At 70.3% G+C, this 19,947-nt stretch carries 17 protein-coding genes, 1 tRNA gene, 1 pseudogene and 1 riboswitch; of the genes and pseudogenes, 11 read left to right on the top strand and 8 right to left on the bottom strand.

All coding sequences use genetic code 11. From position 1 onward, the window contains the following. The 3 genes and pseudogenes from AX669_RS13730 to AX669_RS14115 form a co-directional block, all read left to right on the top strand. A pseudogene (locus AX669_RS13730) lies at positions 1 to 1,093 on the top strand (hypothetical protein); the annotation flags it as partial. A gap of 70 nt (positions 1,094 to 1,163) precedes the next feature. Then, the gene (locus AX669_RS12815; RefSeq protein WP_062258796.1) at positions 1,164 to 2,711 is read left to right on the top strand and encodes a threonine/serine exporter ThrE family protein; all 1,548 of its coding nucleotides are present in this window, start codon (positions 1,164 to 1,166) and stop codon (positions 2,709 to 2,711) included. A 177-nt stretch (positions 2,712 to 2,888) separates the two neighbouring features. Next, a riboswitch (cyclic di-AMP (ydaO/yuaA leader) is annotated at positions 2,889 to 3,042 on the top strand. 6 nt (positions 3,043 to 3,048) lie between these two features. After that, positions 3,049 to 3,795, top strand: coding sequence for a transglycosylase family protein (locus AX669_RS14115; protein WP_006943724.1), 747 nt, complete (start codon positions 3,049 to 3,051; stop codon positions 3,793 to 3,795). Between the two features lie 96 nt (positions 3,796 to 3,891). On the opposite strand, the gene AX669_RS12805 is transcribed toward AX669_RS14115, so the two are convergent. Continuing rightward, a tRNA-Thr gene (locus AX669_RS12805) sits at positions 3,892 to 3,964 on the bottom strand. A gap of 85 nt (positions 3,965 to 4,049) precedes the next feature. Here AX669_RS12805 and AX669_RS12800 point away from each other — a divergent pair. Together AX669_RS12800 and AX669_RS12795 are read left to right on the top strand one after the other, a co-directional pair. Further along, complete coding sequence (locus tag AX669_RS12800) at positions 4,050 to 4,364, top strand: hypothetical protein (protein WP_006943710.1); 315 nt, start codon at positions 4,050 to 4,052, stop codon at positions 4,362 to 4,364. A gap of 90 nt (positions 4,365 to 4,454) precedes the next feature. Next, positions 4,455 to 5,336 (top strand): phosphatase PAP2 family protein, encoded by an 882-nt coding sequence (locus AX669_RS12795; protein ID WP_062258794.1) that lies wholly within the window; start codon positions 4,455 to 4,457, stop codon positions 5,334 to 5,336. Here AX669_RS12795 and AX669_RS12790 read toward each other — a convergent pair. The 6 genes from AX669_RS12790 to AX669_RS12765 form a co-directional block, all read right to left on the bottom strand. Next, positions 5,296 to 6,087, bottom strand: a complete 792-nt coding sequence (locus AX669_RS12790; RefSeq protein ID WP_006943715.1) for an SDR family NAD(P)-dependent oxidoreductase — start codon at positions 6,085 to 6,087, stop codon at positions 5,296 to 5,298. The two genes, AX669_RS12795 and AX669_RS12790, sit on opposite strands and share 41 nt — an antisense overlap. A 220-nt stretch (positions 6,088 to 6,307) precedes the next feature. Further along, entirely contained in the window at positions 6,308 to 7,417 is a 1,110-nt protein-coding gene (locus AX669_RS12785; protein ID WP_062258792.1) for an ABC transporter ATP-binding protein, read from the bottom strand. Next, the gene (modB, locus tag AX669_RS12780; protein WP_338127065.1) at positions 7,414 to 8,238 is read right to left on the bottom strand and encodes a molybdate ABC transporter permease subunit; all 825 of its coding nucleotides are present in this window, start codon (positions 8,236 to 8,238) and stop codon (positions 7,414 to 7,416) included. The genes AX669_RS12785 and modB overlap by 4 nt, the downstream gene beginning before the upstream one ends. 1 nt (position 8,239) lies before the next feature. After that, positions 8,240 to 9,040 (bottom strand): molybdate ABC transporter substrate-binding protein, encoded by an 801-nt coding sequence (gene modA, locus AX669_RS12775; protein ID WP_062258788.1) that lies wholly within the window; start codon positions 9,038 to 9,040, stop codon positions 8,240 to 8,242. Between the two features lie 66 nt (positions 9,041 to 9,106). After that, the gene (locus AX669_RS12770; RefSeq protein WP_082740970.1) at positions 9,107 to 9,982 is read right to left on the bottom strand and encodes an SGNH/GDSL hydrolase family protein; all 876 of its coding nucleotides are present in this window, start codon (positions 9,980 to 9,982) and stop codon (positions 9,107 to 9,109) included. Further along, entirely contained in the window at positions 9,979 to 10,653 is a 675-nt protein-coding gene (locus AX669_RS12765; protein WP_006943720.1) for a uracil-DNA glycosylase, read from the bottom strand. Before AX669_RS12765 ends, AX669_RS12770 begins: the two co-directional genes overlap by 4 nt. Before the next feature lie 80 nt (positions 10,654 to 10,733). Here AX669_RS12765 and AX669_RS12760 point away from each other — a divergent pair, with 80 nt between their 5' ends. From AX669_RS12760 to AX669_RS12745, 4 genes are all read left to right on the top strand, one after another. After that, entirely contained in the window at positions 10,734 to 11,012 is a 279-nt protein-coding gene (locus tag AX669_RS12760) for a DUF3263 domain-containing protein (protein WP_062258786.1), read from the top strand. A 312-nt stretch (positions 11,013 to 11,324) separates the two neighbouring features. Beyond that, the gene (gene groL, locus AX669_RS12755; RefSeq protein ID WP_006943711.1) at positions 11,325 to 12,962 is read left to right on the top strand and encodes a chaperonin GroEL; all 1,638 of its coding nucleotides are present in this window, start codon (positions 11,325 to 11,327) and stop codon (positions 12,960 to 12,962) included. Between the two features lie 285 nt (positions 12,963 to 13,247). Then, the gene (locus AX669_RS12750) at positions 13,248 to 13,979 is read left to right on the top strand and encodes a PadR family transcriptional regulator (protein WP_062258784.1); all 732 of its coding nucleotides are present in this window, start codon (positions 13,248 to 13,250) and stop codon (positions 13,977 to 13,979) included. Beyond that, positions 13,976 to 16,120, top strand: coding sequence for an NADPH-dependent 2,4-dienoyl-CoA reductase (locus AX669_RS12745; protein WP_062258782.1), 2,145 nt, complete (start codon positions 13,976 to 13,978; stop codon positions 16,118 to 16,120). Before AX669_RS12750 ends, AX669_RS12745 begins: the two co-directional genes overlap by 4 nt. Before the next feature lie 54 nt (positions 16,121 to 16,174). Here AX669_RS12745 and AX669_RS12740 read toward each other — a convergent pair whose 3' ends face one another. After that, positions 16,175 to 16,471, bottom strand: coding sequence for a WXG100 family type VII secretion target (locus AX669_RS12740; RefSeq protein WP_006943722.1), 297 nt, complete (start codon positions 16,469 to 16,471; stop codon positions 16,175 to 16,177). A 181-nt stretch (positions 16,472 to 16,652) separates the two neighbouring features. Here AX669_RS12740 and AX669_RS12735 point away from each other — a divergent pair, with 181 nt between their 5' ends. Continuing rightward, positions 16,653 to 17,399, top strand: a complete 747-nt coding sequence (locus AX669_RS12735; protein ID WP_197418918.1) for an ABC transporter ATP-binding protein — start codon at positions 16,653 to 16,655, stop codon at positions 17,397 to 17,399. A gap of 1 nt (position 17,400) precedes the next feature. Continuing rightward, positions 17,401 to 19,944, top strand: coding sequence for an ABC transporter permease (locus AX669_RS12730; protein ID WP_062258780.1), 2,544 nt, complete (start codon positions 17,401 to 17,403; stop codon positions 19,942 to 19,944). The last annotated feature ends 3 nt before the right edge of the window (positions 19,945 to 19,947 follow it).

Here is a 19,947-nt window from a genome sequence, read left to right as displayed (position 1 = left end):
GGGCGAGCCGCCGTTCGGGCGCGGCCCGATGCCGGCGGTGCTCGACCGCGTGACGCGTGGTCAGGCGAACCTCGACGGCGTCGACGCGCGGCTGCGGCCCCTGCTCGCCGCCGCGCTCAGCCCGGTGCCGGAGGAGCGACCGTCGGCCCAGCAGGTCATCGAACAGATGGAGCGGTACGCGCGCGGCGAACCGACGACGTACGTGCCGGTGCGACGCACGGCCGATGCGCGCGCCGCTCGCCCCGAACGGCAGCGACCCCGCCCCGACGCGACGGCCGTGCTCGGCCGTCCGGACGCCACGCGCGTCGCGCCGGTGACGCCGCCACCGGTGAGTGCGGGGCCGACGGACGCCGAGCGTGCCCAGCAGGGCGCGCCGGTGCGTCAGGGCGCCCAGGGGTATGCCAACCCGAGCCCGTACGGCTCCGCGCCCGTTCCGCCCGCGCCGAAACCGCAGTCGCGCCCGGGCGAACACGACCCGCGCATCAACCTGCCGCATCGATCGGGAACGCTGCAGGCGATCTTCGTCCTGTGGTTGGGCGTGACGGCGCTCGTGCCCGTCGTCGGGCTCGTGCTGCTCGTCGTGTGGAACCTCGCCGCGCGCTTCAGCGACTCCACGATCACCCAGACCGTCCTGCGACGCTACGAGGCCGGACGACGACGCAGCGACGGCGCGGTCGCCGTCGCGAGTGCGCCGTGGCACGCGTTGCGCGCGACGCTGTCGACGCTGTTCGCCCTCATCCTGCCGACCGTCGTCTTCGCCTGCGTCGCGGCGCTCGTCGGCATCGGCTGGGTGGCCGTGCGCGGCGGCGTGCCGCGCGTGTGGTGGGCGCTGCCGCTCGTGCTCGGCGCAGGCGCCGCGCAGCTCTCGCTGTGGCGAGGCGCCGGTTCGGTCGGCTACCGGCGCGGTTCGCGCTCGCTCGTGCGCGGCCTCGTGCCGCAGAACGCGACGCGCATCGTCGCGGGCATCGCCGTCGGCCTCGGCCTGTTCATGCTGGTCGGCTCGTTCCTGCAGCAGGGCGACATCTCGTGGTTCCCGTTGACGGGCGGCATCGACGACCCGCTGGCGCGGTACGCGCCGAGCGTGCATCGCTGAGTCGATGCACCACAGCGCGTCCACAGCGCGCGCCGAGGGATCGTCACGTTCGGCGTCCTAGGATCACAGAATGGGTCAGTACGGACGAGAGCACGGCACGACGGGGCCCAACCCGATCTCCGAGAACACGCAGCCGGTCCTGGCGCCGCGGATGCGGTTCCTGCGCAGCGAACCGGTCACCGAGCCGCTGCCCATCGCCGATGCGCTGAAGAACACTCCCTACCGCGACCCGAACGTCCTCGCGGGAGTCAGCGACGACTCGGCCCAGTACAAGGCGCTCGACATCGCCGTGCGCGTGGGGGAGTTGTTGCTGCGCTGCGGGGCGAGCACGCGTGACGTCGAGTCGAGCGTCGTCGCCGTCGCCGCATCGGCGGGGCTGCGCCGTCTCGAGGTCGACATCACGAACCAGGCGCTGCTGCTGCAGACGCCGTCACCGCATCCGGGCCATCCGCCGCTGACGATGCTGCGCGTCGCCCGTTCGTCGACGCGTGACTTCTCCCGGCTGACGGCCGTGCACCAGTTCGTCGAGCGCCTCGTCGCGGGCGGCATGGATCTCGACGAGGCGACGAAGCAGTTGCGGCGCATCCAGCGGATGCCGCGGCTGTACCCGCGATGGCTCGTCTCGGTCGCGTTCGGTGGTCTCGCCGCGTCGGTCGCGACGATCCTCGGTGGTAGCTGGATGGCCGTCGCCGTCGCGTTCGTGTCGGCGATCATCGTCGACCGCATCGGGCGCGTGCTGAGCAACCTGGGGGTGCCGAGCTTCTACTCGGCGGCCGCCGGCGGACTCGCCTCGACGATGCTCGCGTGGCTCGCGTACATGTCGCACCAGAGTCATCTCGTCGGCGAGTTCGTCGCCACCCACCTGCCCGGCTCGATGACGATGGCCGACTTCGCGTACGCGATCTCGGGCGGCATCGTCGCGCTGCTGCCCGGTCGTCAGATGGCGTCCGCGGTCGAGGACGCCGTCACCGGTTATCCCGTTACCGCCTCCGGGCGCGTGCTGACGGTGATCCTCGCCTGCGCGGGCATCACGGTCGGCGTCGGTGCGGGGTTGTCCTTGACGCTGAGTCTCGACAACGCCCTCGACCTCGGGCTCCAGTCGCCCGGGGTGCTGCGTTACGACTCGCCGTCGACGACCTTTCTGCTCCAGGTTGCCTGCGGCGCGCTCGGCGCGGTCTGCTCGGCCGTGACGATGCGTTCGCGTGTCCGGATGCTCGTGCCGACGGCCGTCATGGGCGCCCTGGGCGTGGGCGGCGTGACGTTCCTCGTCAGCTCCATCGGCCTCGGCGCGACGACGGCGACCGCGATGGCCGCGACGGCCGTCGGGTTCTGCGCGCGACTGCTCGCGCTGCGCCTCGGCGCCCCCGCGCTCGTGCTCGTCATGCCCGCGGTCTCGCCGATGCTGCCCGGCCTGCGCATCTTCCGCGGCATGTACGAGTCCGTGTCGGGTTCACTGCTCGGAGCGACGCGCGTGGCGCAGTCCGGGGTCGGGGTGACGACGATGCTCGGCGCCGTCGGGATCGCCCTCGCGCTGAGCACGGGGGCGCTTCTCGGGGACGTGCTGTCGGCGCCTTTCGACCGCCCGATCGTGCAGCGCCGCAGGGCTCGTCGCCGCTGACGGGCGGGGGGTTCTCGCGCGCGGCGACGGCGGGGGCCGCGGTGATTCACATTTTGTGACGTAGGTCGCGTAACGTTCTCCTCGCTGAGGCGATGTCGTGAGTGTCGCCCAAGCGGCTCACAACTCAACACACCAAGAATTCGCGGGCAGCGCCAACGCCAAACCTCGTCGGGCGCCGCTTCATTCGCACCGTGCGAACCGCAGACGAGGGTGGGGGACCCACTCGTGGCACTCGTTGAGTGCCTTGGGGTGAAGCCGGTCCCGAACCGGCCGAGCACCTGACCGCTCGAACCCGACAGCTCACCTCACCGGCGTCGTCAGGAAAGGAAACACCTCCATGGGTTACACCCCGAAGCACTCCGCTCCCTCCGACTCGACCATGGGTCGCAAGGCTGCGGGCGTCGCCCTCGTCGGTGCCGCCACCGTCGGCGCCGGCGTCACGAGCGCCACCACCGCCTCGGCTGCACCGGCCGGTTCGGTCTGGGACCGCGTCGCCGCCTGTGAAGCGGGCGGCAACTGGCACATCAACACGGGCAACGGCTTCTACGGCGGCCTGCAGTTCACGCAGCAGACGTGGGCCGGCTTCGGTGGCACGCAGTACGCCGCTCGCGCCGACCTCGCCACGCGCGAGCAGCAGATCGCGATCGCCCAGAAGACCCTAGCCGTCCAGGGCCCCGGCGCCTGGCCTGTGTGCTCCGTGCGCGGTGGCCTGACCCGCGCCAACGGTGGCAGCACCGCTGCGGCTCCTGCCGCTGCGGCCGCGAACACGCAGGTGTCGCGTTCCACCGCTCGTTCTGCCGTCAAGGCTCCCGCCGCGACGTCCGGCAAGCTCGCCGTCGACGGCATCCTCGGTCGCCAGACCGCTCGCTCGCTGCAGGCCTGGGTCGGCACGTACCGTGACGGCATCGTCGGCCCGCAGACGAAGATGGCCCTCCAGCGCACGGTCGGCACGACGCCCGACGGCATCATCGGCCCCCGCACGGTCGCCGCGCTGCAGTCGAAGCTCGGCATCTCCCAGGACGGCGCGACGTACCTCAACGCCCGCACCGTCCGCGCCCTGCAGGCGCACCTGAACAACCACTGATCGCGCGTCTGATCGCCTGATCGACGACGAGGGCCCCACCGCTTCGAAGCGGTGGGGCCCTCGTCGTGTGCCCTGGCCGGGCAGGCGGGCGGTGAGAGCTGGAGATGGGACTCGAACCCACAACCACCTGTTTACAAGACAGGTGCGCTACCGATTGCGCCACTCCAGCACACTGCCGGTATCGGCAGCCCTGTGATCTTATACGAGGCGGGTCGCGATGCCCGTCCCGTCGGGCGACGACCTACGATGAGGGCATGAATCTCAAGCCTGCAGCAGACGTCGAAACCGCACCCGTCGCCGCCCTCGGTCTCCTCGGCGGTTACCTCACCGCCCGTGAGACGGGCATCCGTCCGCTCGGGGGTGTCGTGCTCGCGCTCGCCGGTGGGTACGCGGGCCGCACGTGGCTCGCCAAGGGCGGCGCGGCCCAGACGGCGGCGCTGACCGCCGTGTACGTCGGCGGGTTCGGCGCCTCGCACCCGCTCGCGAAGAAGATCGGCGCGTGGCCGTCCGTCGTCGGGGTGGCGGCACTGTCGGCGGCGGCGTCGTACGTCCTGATCGACCGCCACTGAGCGGGCCCGCCCCCGAGGCTCGGCCTGCCTGAGTGCGCGGGGATACACTGACGTGTTTTGTTCGACGGCCGCGACGAGGTGAGGAGTGGCATGCCCGGCTCCCTCACGCCTGCCGAGCGTTCGATGCGCGACCTGACGCCGTCGCGTGACGACTTCTCGCTGAGCACCACCGAGCCGCCGCCCCGCTTCGTGAGGGCGCTCGTGCGCCCGCTCGGTGGCCGCCCAGCGCTACTCATCGAGTTGTTCCTGTTCTGGATGTTCTTCCAGTACTTCACGTTCGCGCAGGAGCACATCCGCGGAGAGCACGACGAATCGGTCCGGCATGCGCACCGCCTGTTCGACCTGGAGCAGTGGCTGCGCATCGACATCGAACGATGGCTCAACTCATCGCTCGCCGAGGTGCCCGTCCTCGCGCAGGGCGCCGGGTACTACTACGGCATGGTGCTCGCGACGGTGCCCATCGCGCTCGCGTGGGCCTGGTGGATGAACCCGGACGGGTTCCGGCGCCTCAGACGGTTGCTCATCGCGATGACGCTGCCCAGCCTGCTCGTGTTCTGGTTGCTGCCGATGGCCCCGCCCCGGTTTGCCGTCGACGGCATGATCGACATCAACGCCGTCTACAACATCATGGGCGGTCGCCTCGCGCGTGACCCGTCGCAATCGGCCAACCTGTACGCCGCGATGCCGAGCCTGCACTGCGCCTGGTCCACCTGGGTCGCCTACGTCGTGTACGACACGTGGAAGCGGCGCCGGCCCGTGTGGGCCCGCGCCGCCTGGCTCTACCCGCTCGTCACGTACTGGGACGTCATGGCGACGGGCAACCACTTCGTCCTCGACGTCGTCGGTGGCATCGCACTCTTCTGTTTCGGTCTTCTGTACGTCAACCTGCTGCGCGGGGCCGAGGTGAAGATCTGGGACGAGGACCCGGGGTTCACTTCGGCGGCATACGCAGCGCACCGTCGAGACGAATGACCTCACCGTTGAGCAGCGGGTTCGCGACGATGTGCTCGACGAGTGCCGCGTACTCGCTCGGGCGGCCGAGGCGCGAGGGGTGCGGCACGACCTTGCCGAGCGATTCGCGCGCCGCTTCCGGCAGCCCCGCGAGCATCGGCGTCTCCATCGTGCCGGGCGCGATCGTCATGACGCGGATGTGGCTGTCGGCGAGGTCGCGCGCGGCGGGGAGCGTCAGCCCGACGATGCCGCCCTTGCTCGAGGCGTAGGCCGCCTGACCGATCTGGCCGTCGTAGGCGGCGGCGCTGGCCGTCATGACGATGACGCCGCGGTCACCGTGCGCGTCCGGTGCGCCGTCGTCGGTGGGGGAGGGCTCGTTCGCGACCATCGCCTCGGCGGCCAGACGCAGCAGGTTGAAGGTGCCGACGAGGTTGATGTCGATGACGGTGCGGTACTTCTCGAGCGCGTGGACGCCGTTCTTGCCGAGCACGCGCCCCGGGGTGCCGACCCCGGCGCAGGCGACGGCGATGCGCAGCTCACCGAGTTCGGCGGCGGCGTTGACGCCCTGGCGCACCTGCTCCTCGTCGCGCACGTCGGTGGGGACGAACAGGGCGCGCTCGCCCAGGTCGTCGGCGACGGCCTGGCCGTTCGAACTCGGTAGGTCGGCGATGACGACGGCCGCGCCGTCGGCGTGCAGGCGGCGGGCGGTGGCCTCGCCGAGGCCCGAGCCGGCACCGGAGATGAGAGCGACGGTGTGCTGCGTGATCTTCATGTGACGCACTCTAACGAGCGGTGCGAATGAAATGTGGGGTGGGTCACCCTCGTTCCCGCGGCGCCTGGCTCGTCGTGTCGCTCCGACGACGCGGCGGCCCCGCCTCCGTGCGCCCAGATGCACCTGCGTGCAAGAGCACCCGGGTGCAACTGGGCGCAAGAGGGTCCGGCGAGGCCGTCGCGATGGTGCAGGAGGGCAGGAGGAGCTCGCGCGCTGGGGCTCAGCGGTACAGCGTGACGTCGGTGGCCTTGACGCTCGCTGCGACGTGCGAGCCGCGGTGCAGGCCGAGTTCGGTGACGGCCTCGAGCGTCACGTCGGCCACGAGATCGGCCGCGACGCCTGCGTCACCCCGCAGGTGCACGCGGGCCGACGTCCCGGTGTGCTCGATCTGCTGCACGACGAGCGGCCAGGTGTTGCGAGGCGATCCGGCGGGCACCTCGCGCCACAGCGAGACCGCGGTCGGCGCGAAGGCCGCGAACGCCCGCTCGCCCGACGGCGGCACGTCGGCGGCCATGATGCGGGCGCCACCCGGTCTCGTGATGGCGCGACCGTCGCTCGTCCCTCGCCACAGGTTGAGGCCGACGACGCGGGCGGCGAACGCCGTGCGCGGATAGCGCACGACCTCCTGCGGCGGGGCGAGCTGCGTCACGCGCCCGGCTTCGAGGAACAGCAGCCGGTCGGCGAGCGTCAGTGCCTCCAGCGGGTCGTGAGTGACGAGCAGGGTGACGGCGTCGGTGCGCGCGAGGCGCTCGCCGAGCAGCGCGCGCAACTCGTCGCGGCCGCTCTGGTCGATGGCCGAGAGCGGCTCGTCGAGCAGCAGCACCCGAGGGTCGAGGGCCAGTGCGCGGGCCAGAGCGACGCGTTGTGCCTGGCCTGACGACAACTCGTGCGGACGGCGGCTCGCGAGGTCGGCGATGCCCACCTGCTCGAGCTCCTGCCGCGCACGACGGCGCGCTGCGGAGCGCGCTACGCCCCGCGCCCGCAGCCCGAACGCGATGTTCTCGAGGGCGTCGAGATGGCCGAAGATGTCGCCCGCCGCGGTCATGAGACCCACCTGACGGCGGCCGGGGGGCACGGCGTGACCGCGCCCGTCGTCCCAACAGGCTTCCCCGACGCGCAGCTCACCGCTCGTGAGATGTTCGAGGCCGCTGATGCCGGCCACGAGCGTCGACTTGCCGCTGCCGTTGGGGCCGAGCACCCCGAGCACCTCGCCCGGAGCGCACGTGAACGCGGCCTCGAGCTCGAACGAGCCGCGCCGCATCGTGCCGGCGAAGCTCAGCCCCTCCGGTTCGGGCGTCTCAGGCGGTTCGGGCGAGGAAGACGGGTTCATCGCGCACCGCTCCAGCGTCCGCGCAGCACGGCGAGCACGACGAGGCAGATGCCGAGCATGAGGGCCGCGAGGGCGGTGGCGGCGTCCTGACTGATGTCGAGCGCCTGATACACCGCGAGGGGGCCCGTCTGGGTCGTGCCGGGGAAGCTGCCGGCGAAGGTCATCGTCGCCCCGAACTCACCGAGAGCGCGTGCCCAGGAGAGCGTCAACCCCGCGAGCAGGCCGGGCGCCGCCATCGGGATGAGGACGCGGCGCAGCGTGTACCAGCGGCTCGCGCCGAGCACGGTGGCGGTGCGCGCCCACCGAGCGTCGATGCCGCGGAACGCGCCTTCGGCGGCGACGACGAAGAACGGCATCGCGACGAACGTCTCGGCCAGCACGACGCGCACCCACGAGTAGGGCAGCGACGTGCCGAAGCTGTCCTGCAGCACCGTGCCGATGAGGCCGCCGCGCCCCCACGCGTCGAGCAGGGCGACACCGGCGACGACGGGCGGCAGCACGAGGGGGACCGTGACGAGTGCCCGCAGCCACGCGGCGGCACGCCCCCGCAGGCGTGAGAGCCACCAGGCGAGAGGGGTGCCGAACAGTGCGGACAGGGCTGCCGTCGTCGTCGTGGTGCGAAGCGACAGCAGGAGAGCTTCGCGTGTGCCGGCGGTCTGCAGGTCGGCGGCGAAGTGCGACCAGCGCACCTCCAGCAGCAGCGCAACGAGCGGGACGACGACGAACGCGACCGCGACCGCTGCGAACACCCCGAGCACCACACCGCCGGCATCGGGGGCGCGGCGGGTGGGGCTCGTTCTGCTGGCGCTGGGGGCGCTCACGTCAGCTCGGCGAGCCGAACCCGGCGTCGCTCAGCACCTTGCGGCCCTCGGCGCCGGTGATGAGCTGCACGAACTGCTTGGCGTACTCGTTGTTGCTCCACGTCGCGATCGGCAGCGTCGTCTTGACGTTCGAGCCGGACGCGATATCGACGCCCGTCACCTTGTCACCGGCGGCCTTGACGTCCGTGCGGTACACGACCGCGGCGTCCGCGTCACCGGAGGAGACCTTCGCGAGCGTCGACTTGACGTTCTGCTCGTAACTGACGACGTGCGCGTGGACGTTCGCCTTCGCCAGCGCCTTGTCGGCGGCGCGCCCGCACGGCACGGTCTTGGCGCACAGCACGGTGCTGACCTTCGCGAGGCTCGCGAGGTCGGTGACGTGGCCCGGGTTGCCCTTGGGCGTCGCGATCTCGAGTTCGTTCGTCGCGAAGTCGGTCCAGGTCTTGCCCTGCGTGATGTCGGCCGGCATCGTCTTGGGCGTCGTCGTGTCGGCCATGGCGACGACGTCGGCCGGTGCACCACCCTTGAGTTGGCGCACGATGTCCTGGCTGCCTGCGAAGCTCATCTTGATCTCGACGCCGGGGTGGTTCTTCTCGAAGTCCTCGGCGAGCTTGGTGAAGCTCTCGGTGAGCGAGGCCGCGGCGAGGACGGTGATGGTCTTGCTCGAGCTCGCCGTGGGCGAGGAGCTGCCGGCGGCGTTCGAGCCCGACGAGTTCGTGCTGCTCGACCCGCCGCAGCCGGACAGACCCAGCACGGCGGCGGATGCGGTGGCGGCGGTCGCCGTCGTGAGGGAACGATTCATCCTCGTGGCCTTCTGTCTCTCGGTCGGCTGATCGGATCGGTTCTCGGGGCGAGGACGCCGGGGTGGTCAGGCCCGTCGGAACAGCTCGGCGGCGACGCTCGGGTCGATCGGCATCGGGTGGGGGCGTTTCGCCTCACGCCCGTCACCCGAGCTCGTGCCGCGCAGGCGGCGTTCGATCCACGGGCCGAAGTATTCCTTCGACCACTCGGCGTTCTCCGCCAGGCGCTGACGGGCTGGCTTCGGTTCGAGCGGCGGGAGCAGGTCGAGCCAGTCGCCCTCGGTCGGCAGGCCCAGCGTCCACGCCGCCTGCTGCGCGACACGGCGGTGGCCCTCGGGGGACAGGTGCAGGCGGTCGGCACCCCACATGCGCATGTCCCGCAGTGCACGCATGCCCCACACGTCGAGCACGTAGCAGTCGTGTCGCTGCGCGATGCCCCACAGGTTCGCGATGTGCCAGCTGATGCGCGGTCGCAAGCGGGTCATGATCTTCGAACCCGTGGGGTTGACCATCGTCGCGAGCATGACGTCGGCTCCGGCGTCCTTGAGGCGGACGACGGCGGCCTCGAGCTGATCGGCAACGTCGTCGAGGTCGACGTTCGGGCGCATGATGTTGTTGCCGCCGCCGACCATGCTGACGAGGTCGGGCTGCATCGCGAGCGCGGCGTCGAGCTGCGGGCCGACGACGTCGGCGAGCAGCTTGCCCCGGATCGCGAGGTTCGCGTACTCAAATGCGTGCCCCGCGCCGTCGGCGACCTGAGCGAGGTCGACGGCGAGCCGGTCGGCCCAGCCGAGGTAGGCGTTGTCCTGACGCGGGTCGGGGTCGCTCATGCCCTCGGTGAAGGAGTCACCGATGGCGACGTAGCGCCGCCACGTCCGCTCGTGGCCGCTGCGGGCCGCGGGCGCCTCTTCGGCGGTACGGGTGTCGGGGGTCGTGTCTGTCACGGGATGCGCCAATCGATCGTGTGCGTGCCGAGTTCTTCGAGCAGGGCGTTGGTGCGGCTGAACGGCTTGCTGCCGAAGAAGCCGCCGCGGGCCGACAACGGTGAGGGGTGGGCCGACTCGACGGTCGGCGTGTCGCCGAGGTGCGGCGCGAGTGAGCGCGCGTCGCGCCCCCACAGGATGGCGACGAGGGGCTGCTCGCGCTCGACGAGCGCGTTGATCGCCGTCGCGGTGACGTGCTCCCAGCCCTTGCCGCGATGGCTCGCCGGCTTGCCGGGCTGCACCGTCAGGACGCGGTTGAGCAGCAGCACCCCCTGATCGGTCCACGCCGACAGGTCACCGTGCTCGGGTGGGGTGATATCGAGGTCGTCGTGCAGTTCGGTGTAGATGTTCGCGAGGCTGCGGGGGATGGGCCGCACGTCGGGTGCGACGGCGAAGCTCAGGCCGATCGGGTGCCCGGGCGTCGGGTACGGATCCTGGCCGACGACGAGGACGCGCACCTCGTCGAACGGCTGCGTGAACGCGCGCAGCACGGCGTCGCCCGCAGGCAGGTAGCCGCGCCCCGCGGCCACCTCGTCACGCAGGAACGCCCCCGCGGCGGCGATGTGCTCGGCGGCGGGCGCGAGGGGTTCGACCCAGCTCGGGTGGACGAGTTCGTCGTACGGACGAGGCATGTGTCCAACCTATCGCGCGGGTCTGACAACCCGCCCCGAGCGCGGTTGGAACGGGCCGGGCGGCCTCGTATCCTGAGCGGATGGCCATGATCGAGACCCCCGCGGGTGCCCACGTGCCCGGTGACGCCGACGCGCCCGGGCTGAGCGAGCGCGACCGTGCGATGCTCGCCTTCGAACGCGAGTGGTGGAAGCTGCCCGGCGCCAAGGAAGCGGCGATCAAGGAGCGCTTCGGGCTGACGAGCACGCAGTACTACCAGCAGCTCAACAAGCTCGCCGACACCGAGGCGGCGCCCGCCGCGGATCCGTTGCTCGTCAAGCGGATCCAGCGACGCCGCGCGGGGCGTCGACGCACCGTCTGAACCGCGGCTCAGCGCGCCGCCACGTCCCCGCATGTCGCCGCTCTCGTGGCGCCGCAGCCCATCTTGGCAGCCGCACGACAGACGTCGGGGTGCCGCTATGAGCGAACAACACGCGGGTGCGTGCGCGGAGGGTTTGCACTCGGTGGGGGCGAGTGCTAATCATGGGGTTAGCACTCTGATCGTGAGAGTGACAAAAGCCTGACTGCAGCAGTGAGGGTTCGGGGCGCGCCGACATGACCGGCGCGTGATCGGGCCCGTCCGTCGCGGGCGCTGATGTGGTCGATCCGAACGTCACGTGGAGGAACCACAGCCATGGCCAAGACCATTGCTTTCGACGAGGAGGCCCGTCGCGGCCTCGAGCGCGGCATGAACACGCTCGCCGACGCCGTGAAGGTGACCCTCGGCCCCAAGGGCCGCAACGTCGTGCTGGAGAAGAAGTGGGGCGCCCCCACGATCACCAACGACGGTGTCTCGATCGCCAAGGAGATCGAGCTCGAGGACCCGTACGAGAAGATCGGCGCCGAGCTCGTCAAGGAAGTTGCGAAGAAGACCGACGACGTCGCCGGTGACGGCACGACGACGGCCACCGTCCTCGCCCAGGCGATGGTGCGCGAGGGTCTGCGCAACGTCGCGGCCGGCGCGAACCCGATGGCGCTGAAGCGCGGCATCCAGACGGCCGTCGACGCCGTCAGCAAGCAGCTGCTCGAGCACGCCCAGGAGATCGAGACGAAGGAGCAGATCGCTGCGACCGCGTCCATCTCCGCCGCTGACCCGCAGATCGGTGAGCTCATCGCCGAGGCGATGGACAAGGTCGGCAAGGAAGGCGTCATCACGGTCGAGGAGTCGAACACGTTCGGCCTCGACCTCGAGCTGACCGAGGGCATGCGCTTCGACAAGGGCTACATCTCGGGCTACTTCGTCACCGACACCGAGCGCATGGAGGCCGTCCTCGACGACCCGTACATCCTCATCGTCAACTCGAAGATCTCGAACATCAAGGACCTGCTGCCCGTCCTGGAGAAGGTCATGCAGTCCGGCAAGCCCCTCGCGATCATCGCCGAGGACGTCGAGGGCGAGGCCCTGTCGACGCTCGTCGTCAACAAGATCCGCGGCACGTTCAAGGCCGTCGCCGTCAAGGCTCCCGGCTTCGGCGACCGCCGCAAGGCGATGCTCGGTGACATCGCTATCCTCACGGGCGGCCAGGTCGTCTCCGAGGAGGTCGGCCTCAAGCTCGAGTCGACCGAGCTCGACATGCTCGGCCGCGCCCGCAAGATCGTCGTGACGAAGGATGAGACGACGATCGTCGAAGGTGCTGGCGACGACGAGCAGATCAAGGGCCGCGTGGCGCAGATCCGCGCCGAGATCGAGAACTCCGACTCCGACTACGACCGCGAGAAGCTGCAGGAGCGCCTCGCGAAGCTCGCCGGCGGCGTCGCCGTCATCAAGGCGGGTGCCGCGACGGAGGTCGAGCTCAAGGAGCGCAAGCACCGCATCGAGGACGCTGTGCGCAACGCGAAGGCAGCCGTCGAGGAGGGCATCGTTGCCGGTGGTGGCGTCGCGCTCATCCAGGCGACGAAGGACGCCGAGTCGGCCTTCTCCGCTCTCGAGGGCGACGAGGCGACGGGTGCGAACATCGTTCGCGTCGCTGCCGAGGCTCCGCTCAAGCAGATCTCGACGAACGCGGGCCTCGAGCCGGGCGTCATCGTCGAGAAGGTGCGCTCGCTTCCCGCCGGTCAGGGTCTGAACGCTGCGAGCGGTGAGTACGTCGACATGATCGCCTCGGGCATCATCGACCCGGCGAAGGTGACGCGTTCGGCGCTGGAGAACGCTGCGTCCATCGCGGCGCTGTTCCTCACGACCGAGGCCGTCATCGCTGACAAGCCGGAGAAGAACGCCGGCGCTGACGCTGCGGCGGGCATGGACGGTGGCATGGGCGGTATGGGCTTCTGACAAAAGCACGTACGCCACGGCTGGCGCCCCCCGAGCGAATGCGAGGACGGGGGCCGGCCGGAGCGGAGTGTGAGGAAGAAGCCCGAGAGAGCATGGGCTTCTGAGAAAGCCCGCCTCCACGGGCTGACGCCCGCCTGAGTGAATGCTCGGGCGGGCGTCAGCCTTTTGTCGTCCAGGGAGCACTTCCTCTCGCGATGTTGCCCGGGATTCGGGGCGCCGCGCCTCGAATCGCGGGGCAACATCGAGGCGGTTGACATGCGCATCTGCGCATATGAAACTAAGTGCATGTCGTTGCAGCATGCGTTGCTCGTGTCCCTCGCCGAGCGCGAGGCGAGCGGGTATGACCTGACGCGGCGCTTCGACCGTTCGCTCGGGTTCTTCTGGAGCGCGACGCACCAGCAGATCTACCGCGTCCTCGCCAAGATGGCGGACGCAGGCCTCGTCGAGGTCCGCACCGAGGCGGGCGAGGGGCGCCCCGACCGTCGCGTCTACACGATCGCCCCGGCCGGTCGTGCGGAACTACTCGCGTGGACGCGCACACCCACCCCGAGCGAGACGCTGCGCTCCGAGTTCGCCGTCAAGGTGCGCGGCATGCGCTTCGGCGACGCGGACGCCGTCGTCGCCGACATCCGCCGTCATCGCGACGAGCACGCCGCCCAGCTCGCCTACTTCGAGGCCAACTGCGCGAGGCACTACCCCGATCCGTCATCCCTCAGCGACGAGGAGCGTCCGACCTACGCCGTCCTGCGCGGGGGAATCCGCACCGAACGCGCCATGCTCGAGTGGTGCGACGAGATGGTGGCGCTGCTGAGCGGCGAGACGCTGCCCACCCCCTGCGTGCAAGTGCATCCGGGTGCCCCTGCACGCAGGGGTGAGGACGGTGATGAGGACGGAAACCTGAACGTGGACGTCGACGGGAACCTCGCGGCGAGCGTCGCCGTGGACGACAGACCGCATGGCGTGAACGACAGACCGCACGACAACGAACGCACCCCACCACCCGGGAGAACACGATGAGTTACGAGCACCTGCTCAGCCCCCTCGACGTCGGCGGCATCACGCTGAAGAACCGCGTCATGATGGGCTCGATGCACACCGGTTTCGAGGACAAGGCCAAGGACTTCCCGCAGCTCGCGCGCTACTTCGCGGCACGTGCGGAGGGCGGCGTCGCGCTCATGGTGACGGGTGGTTTCGCGCCTAACATCACCGGCCAGCTCGGGCCGATGGGTTCGATGCTGACGGCGAAGCGGCAGCTCGGGCGGCACAAGCTCGTCACCGACGCCGTCCACGAGCACGACGGGCGCATCGTCATGCAGATCCTGCACGCGGGCCGCTACGGCTACACGCCCTGGAGCAAGAGCGCGTCCAACAAGAAGTCGCCGATCACGCCGTTCGGCACGCGCGCGATGAGCACGAAGGACGTCGAGAAGACGATCCGCGACTACGCGAACTCGGCGCGCCTCGCGAAGGAGGCCGGCTACGACGGCGTCGAGATCATGGGCTCCGAGGGCTACCTCATCAACCAATTCCTCGCCGCCCGCACGAACGACCGCACCGACCGTTTCGGTGGCTCCGCCGAGAAGCGCATGACGCTGCCGCGCGAGATCGCGCGCGCCGTCCGCGATGCCGCCGGCGACGACTTCCTCGTCCTGTACCGCATCTCCGTGGCCGACCTCGTCGACAACTCCCAGACGTTCGAGGAGATCGCGACGCTCGCGCAGCACCTGCAGGGTGACGTGTCGATGTTCAACTCCGGCATCGGCTGGCACGAGGCGCGCATCCCGACGATCGTGACGTCGGTGCCGCGCGCCGCGTTCGCGTGGGCGACGGGCAAGCTGCGCGCCGAGGTCGACATCCCCGTCATCGCGAGCAACCGCATCAACACCCCCGAGGTGGGCGAGCAGATCATCGCGGACGGTCTCGCGGACATGGTCTCGATGGCGCGTCCGCTGCTCGCGGACCCCGACTTCGTCAAGAAGGCGCAGGCGGGCCGCGCCGACCTGATCAACACGTGCATCGCGTGCAACCAGGCGTGCCTCGACCACACGTTCAGCGGCAAGAAGGTGAGCTGCCTCGTCAACCCGCAGGCCGGACGCGAGGGCGAGCTCGTCCTGCTGCCCGTGCCGAAGCCGCGCGCCAAGCGCGTCGCCGTCGTCGGCGCGGGCCCCGCCGGGCTTGCCGCCGCGACGAACCTCGCCGAGCGCGGCCACGACGTCACCCTCTTCGAGGCACGCGACCACCTCGGCGGTCAGTTCCGTCTCGCGATGAACATCCCCGGCAAGGAGGAGTTCGCCGAGACGCTGCGCTACTTCATGACGCGGCTGGACGAGTTGAAGGTGGACGTCCGCCTCTCGACACGCGCCGACGCCGAAACGCTCGACGGTTACGACCACGTCGTCCTCGCCACGGGCGTGACGCCGCGTCGCCCCGCCATCGAGGGCATTGACCACGCGAAGGTCGTCATGTACGACGAGTTGTTGCGCGGTGAGAAGGTCGCCGGTGAGCGCGTCGCCGTCGTCGGTGCCGGTGGCATCGGCTTCGACGTCAGCGAGTACCTGCTGCACGAGCCGCACGAGAACCTCAAGCACTGGATGGAGCGCTGGGGCGTCACCGAGTCGGAGAAGGTGCCCGGCAACATCGTCGAGAAGGTCAAGGAGAAGCCGCGCCGCCAGGTCTACCTCGTGCAGCGCAAGCACACCGCGCTCGGCAAGGGCCTGGGCAAGACGAGCGGCTGGGTGCACCGTCAGACGCTCAAGGACTCGAAGGTCGAGTTCATCGGCGGCGCCACCTACGACAAGGTCGACGACGCCGGCCTTCACCTGACGATCACGCCCACGCCGCCGCGCGCCGTCGGGCCGCTGACGAAGGCGTCGAAGAAGACGGGCCTGCCCCTGACGATGGTGCCGCAGCTCAAGGCCCTCGACGCGAAGTACGCGAGCGTCCCCGCCGAGGCGAAGGCGAAGTTCGAGGGCCAGGAGCCGACCAAGCGCGTGCTCGACGTCGACACCGTCGTCATCTGCGCGGGTCAGGAGTCGGTGGCCGACACGTTCGGTCTCGACCCGGCGAAGGTCACCGTCATCGGCGGTGCTGACGTCGCCGCAGAGCTCGACGCGAAGCGCGCCATCAAGCAGGCCACGGAGCTCGCCGCGGCGCTGTGACGAACCGTCGGGCCCGACACGTTCGTCGGGCCCGACGGCCGGCAGGCGCCGCGCTCAGGCGGTGACCCAACGGCGCACGTTGTTGTCCTCCGCCGTCGAGTACTCGCTGCTCGTGAGGTGCAGCGTCGAGCTGATCGTGTCGAGCGTCGACTTCAGCTTGTTCATGTCGGTGTTCCACGTCGTCATGAGCGAGGTGAAGTTCGTCTGCGCCGAACCCTTCCACTGCGTCTGCAGCGTCGTCAGCTTCGTGTTGAGGTTCGTCAGCGACGTCTCGAGGTCGGTGACGAGCGTCGCGGTGTCGGTGCCGTGAGCGGAGATCGCGTCGGAGTCGACGGTGTACTGCGATGCCATGATGTGCCTTTCGTGGGGCGCGCGGGCTGCTCCCGTGGCGCTTGCCTCCGACGGTAGGCCGACGGCGCCCACCCGTGCTTCGGGCCGTCCACAGGGCCGCGCAGCCGTCACAGCTGTGGACGAACGAGCCGGTCTCGCGGCCCGGGGGACGGTTGTCGGTGCGGACGGCTACCTTGGCATCATGACGAAGCGTGTGGTGGCAGCCGAGGCCGACGGCCTGACGATGGCCTACGGCGAGGGTGACGCCCGGGTGCTCGCCCTCGACGGGGTGAGCCTCGAGCTGTTCGAAGGCGAGTTCACCGCCGTCATGGGCCCGAGCGGCTCGGGCAAGTCGACGCTCATGCACTGCCTCGCGGCGCTGGAGACGCCGACGTCGGGGCGGGTGTTCATCGGTGACGTCGAGGTCAGCTCCCTCGACGACAAGCGCCTCACGCGGCTGCGGCGCGACCACATCGGCTTCATCTTCCAATCGTTCAACCTCGTGCCGACGCTGACGGCGCGCGAGAACATCATGCTGCCCGCCTCGATCGCGGGCAGAAAGGTCGATCAAGAGCTGTTCGACGACGTCATCGATGCCGTCGGCCTGCGCGAACGGCTCGGGCACCGTCCGAGCCAGCTGTCCGGCGGCCAGCAGCAGCGCGTCGCGTGCGCCCGGGCGCTCGTCACGCAGCCCGACATCATCTTCGCGGACGAACCGACCGGCAACCTCGACTCCCGCTCGGGCGAAGAGGTGCTGTCGTTCCTGCGCCGCAGCGTCGACCGACTCGGCCAGACCATCGTCATGGTGACGCACGACCCCGTCGCCGCGGGCTTCACCGACCGCGTCGTCTTCCTCGCGGACGGACGCGTCGTCGACGAGATGCGTGAGCCGACGTCCGAGCGCGTCCTCGATCGCATGAAGGCGTTCGACGCCGCCGCGAGGCGCTGACGTGCTCACCACCTCGCTCAAGGCCGTCTGGGCGCGCAAGCTGCGCCTGCTCATGAGCACGTTCGCGATCGTGCTCGGCGTCGCGTTCGTCGCCGGCTCGCTCATGTTCACCGACTCCCTCAACCGCGCGTTCAGCGGCATCATGAACGGCACCGTCGGCGACGCCACCGTGCGTGCCACCCAGGACGCCTCGCAGCACTCGCGCGGCGGCGACACGCGCACGATCGGCCCCGACGTCCTCGCCAAGGCGCGCTCGGCCAAGGGCGTCGCGCAGGTCGACGGCGTCGTCTCGTCGATGAGCGCCACCGTCCTCGCGAAGAACGGCAAGGTCATCGGCGGCCAGGGGGCGCCCGCGTTCGGGGTGAACTACCACGACGCACGCGCCGCCGACGGCGTGCCCGGGCTGCACATCACGCAGGGGCGGGCACCGACGTCGGCGAGGGAGATCGCGCTCGATGCGAAGACAGCCGAACGCGGCGGCTACCACCTGGGCGACACCGTCAGCATCCTGACTTCGGGCCAGACGCCGCGCTGGTCCGGCCGGCTCGTCGGGTACGCGAGCTACGCGAACGGCTCGATGGTGGGCTCGACGCTCGCGGTCGTCGACACGAAGACTGCGCAGCAGTTGTTCCTCGACGGCAAGGACGCCTACACCTCGTTGTGGGTCCAGGCGCGCCCCGGGGTGTCGCAGAGCACCGTCGTCGAGCAGATCAAACCGTTCGTGCCGAAGGGTTTCGAGGCGGTCACCGGCAAGCAGGCCTCCGACGAGGCCGCGAGCGGCATCAAGAAGGCGCTGTCGTTCATCACGACGTTCCTGCTCGTGTTCGCGGGCGTCGCGCTGCTCGTCGGCTCGTTCCTCATCGTCAACACCTTCGGCATCCTCGTCGCGCAACGCAGCCGCGAACTCGCGCTCCTGCGGGCACTCGGCGCGTCGTCACGCCAGGTCCTCGCCAGCGTGCTCGTCGAAGCGCTCGTCGTCGGCCTCGTGGGTTCACTCGTCGGCATCGGGGTCGGCGTGCTGCTTGCGAAGGGCATCTCGGCGCTGCTCTCAGCGCTGGGCGCCGACATCGACACCGGTGGGCTCGTCCTCGAACCGCGCACAGTGGCGGTGTCGCTGCTCGTCGGGCTCGGCGTGACGGCGCTCGCCGCCTGGCTGCCGGCGCGGCGAGCCTCGCGCATCTCACCGATCGCGGCGATGCGCGACGACCAGGTCGAACCCGAGCAGACGGTGCGCCGCCGCGCCGTCGTCGGCGCCCTCGTCTTCGTCGTCGGTGCAGCCCTGGCCGCCTGGAAGCTCGCGGCCGACACCTCGATCTGGGTGTTCGTCGCAGGCATGGTGCTCATGCTGTTCGGCACGATCTCGGCGACGCCGGTGCTCGCGCGTCCCGTCGTGCGTGCGATCGCCGCCGTGGCGCGCCCGCGCTCGGGAATCGTCGCACAGCTCGCGGCCGAGAACAGCCTGCGCAACCCGCGCCGCACCGCGGCGACCGCGTCGGCCCTCATGATCGGCATGGCGCTCGTGTCGATGATGACGGTGTTCGGCGCGTCCGCCTCGGGCAGCGTCGATGCGCTCATCGCGAAGAACTTCCGCGGCGACTACGTCGTCAGCGGGCAGTTCTCCGAGCCGATCTCCGCCTCCATCGCGACGCGGATGCGCAGCGTCGACGGCGTACAGACCGTCTCGCGCCTGCGTCTCGGTGACGGCACGTTCAACGATGCGCCCGCGACGATCGAAGGCGTCGACGCCGCCACGTTCCGTCAGGTCGCACCCGTCGAACTCGACTCCGGCAAGGACGCCCTCGACGATCGCTCCGTGCTCATCTCGTCGGAGAAGGCGAAGGCGTACGGCATCACGGTCGGAGACGTGACGCGCCTGACGATCGGCAGAGCGAACGTCAAGCGCCTCACCGTCATCGGCATCTTCGACCGTGACGCGAGCCCGCGCGCGGCGGACTACGTCGTCAGCATGCCGACGTTCGAGGCGGTGGGCGGCTCGACGAAGGACAACACCCTCTACGTGCTGCGCCGACCCGGCGCGGATGCGGCGAACGTCAAGAAGGGGCTCGACTCGGTCGTCGCCGATCTGCCGACCGTCACGGTCAAGGATCAGGCCGGCTACGCCGCCGAGCAGCGAGCCCCGATCGACACGATGCTCGTGCTCATCTACGGCCTGCTCGGTCTCGCCATCGTCATCGCGGTGCTCGGCATCATCAACACGCTCGCGCTGTCCGTCATCGAACGCACCCGCGAGATCGGCCTGCTGCGCGCCGTCGGCCTCGCCCGCTCGCAGTTGCGCTCCATGGTGCGCCTCGAGGCGGTGACGATCTCGCTCGTCGGCGCCGTCATCGGTGTCGTGCTCGGCACGATCTTCGGGGTGTTGTTCCAGCGCACGCAGGCGAACTCGGGCGTCGACGTGCTCGTCATCCCGTGGCTGCGGCTCGCGCTCTTCCTCCTGCTCGCCGCCCTCGTCGGCGTCCTCGCCGCCTGGTGGCCGGCGCGGCGCGCCGCGAAACTCAACGTTCTCGCCGCGATCAGCGCGCCGTGACCG

It is taken from the genome of Dermacoccus sp. CCH2-D9, assembly GCF_001556795.1.
In the GTDB taxonomy this organism is placed as follows: Bacteria; Actinomycetota; Actinomycetes; order Actinomycetales; family Dermatophilaceae; genus Dermacoccus; species Dermacoccus nishinomiyaensis.
The sequence above is the reverse complement of the archived record's forward strand: the minus strand, read 5'-3'. Positions and strand labels throughout refer to the sequence as shown.

What these genes read in the sequence shown, in the direction of transcription:
- AX669_RS12815 (WP_062258796.1), top strand. Translation starts at nt 1,164, where the DNA reads ATGGGTCAGTACGGACGAGAGCACGGCACGACGGGGCCCAACCCGATC.
- AX669_RS14115 (WP_006943724.1), top strand. Translation starts at nt 3,049, where the DNA reads ATGGGTTACACCCCGAAGCACTCCGCTCCCTCCGACTCGACCATGGGT.
- AX669_RS12800 (WP_006943710.1), top strand. Translation starts at nt 4,050, where the DNA reads ATGAATCTCAAGCCTGCAGCAGACGTCGAAACCGCACCCGTCGCCGCC.
- AX669_RS12795 (WP_062258794.1), top strand. Translation starts at nt 4,455, where the DNA reads ATGCCCGGCTCCCTCACGCCTGCCGAGCGTTCGATGCGCGACCTGACG.
- AX669_RS12790 (WP_006943715.1), bottom strand. Translation starts at nt 6,087, where the DNA reads ATGAAGATCACGCAGCACACCGTCGCTCTCATCTCCGGTGCCGGCTCG.
- AX669_RS12785 (WP_062258792.1), bottom strand. Translation starts at nt 7,417, where the DNA reads ATGAACCCGTCTTCCTCGCCCGAACCGCCTGAGACGCCCGAACCGGAG.
- modA (WP_062258788.1), bottom strand. Translation starts at nt 9,040, where the DNA reads ATGAATCGTTCCCTCACGACGGCGACCGCCGCCACCGCATCCGCCGCC.
- AX669_RS12765 (WP_006943720.1), bottom strand. Translation starts at nt 10,653, where the DNA reads ATGCCTCGTCCGTACGACGAACTCGTCCACCCGAGCTGGGTCGAACCC.
- AX669_RS12760 (WP_062258786.1), top strand. Translation starts at nt 10,734, where the DNA reads ATGGCCATGATCGAGACCCCCGCGGGTGCCCACGTGCCCGGTGACGCC.
- groL (WP_006943711.1), top strand. Translation starts at nt 11,325, where the DNA reads ATGGCCAAGACCATTGCTTTCGACGAGGAGGCCCGTCGCGGCCTCGAG.
- AX669_RS12750 (WP_062258784.1), top strand. Translation starts at nt 13,248, where the DNA reads ATGTCGTTGCAGCATGCGTTGCTCGTGTCCCTCGCCGAGCGCGAGGCG.
- AX669_RS12745 (WP_062258782.1), top strand. Translation starts at nt 13,976, where the DNA reads ATGAGTTACGAGCACCTGCTCAGCCCCCTCGACGTCGGCGGCATCACG.
- AX669_RS12740 (WP_006943722.1), bottom strand. Translation starts at nt 16,471, where the DNA reads ATGGCATCGCAGTACACCGTCGACTCCGACGCGATCTCCGCTCACGGC.
- AX669_RS12735 (WP_197418918.1), top strand. Translation starts at nt 16,653, where the DNA reads ATGACGAAGCGTGTGGTGGCAGCCGAGGCCGACGGCCTGACGATGGCC.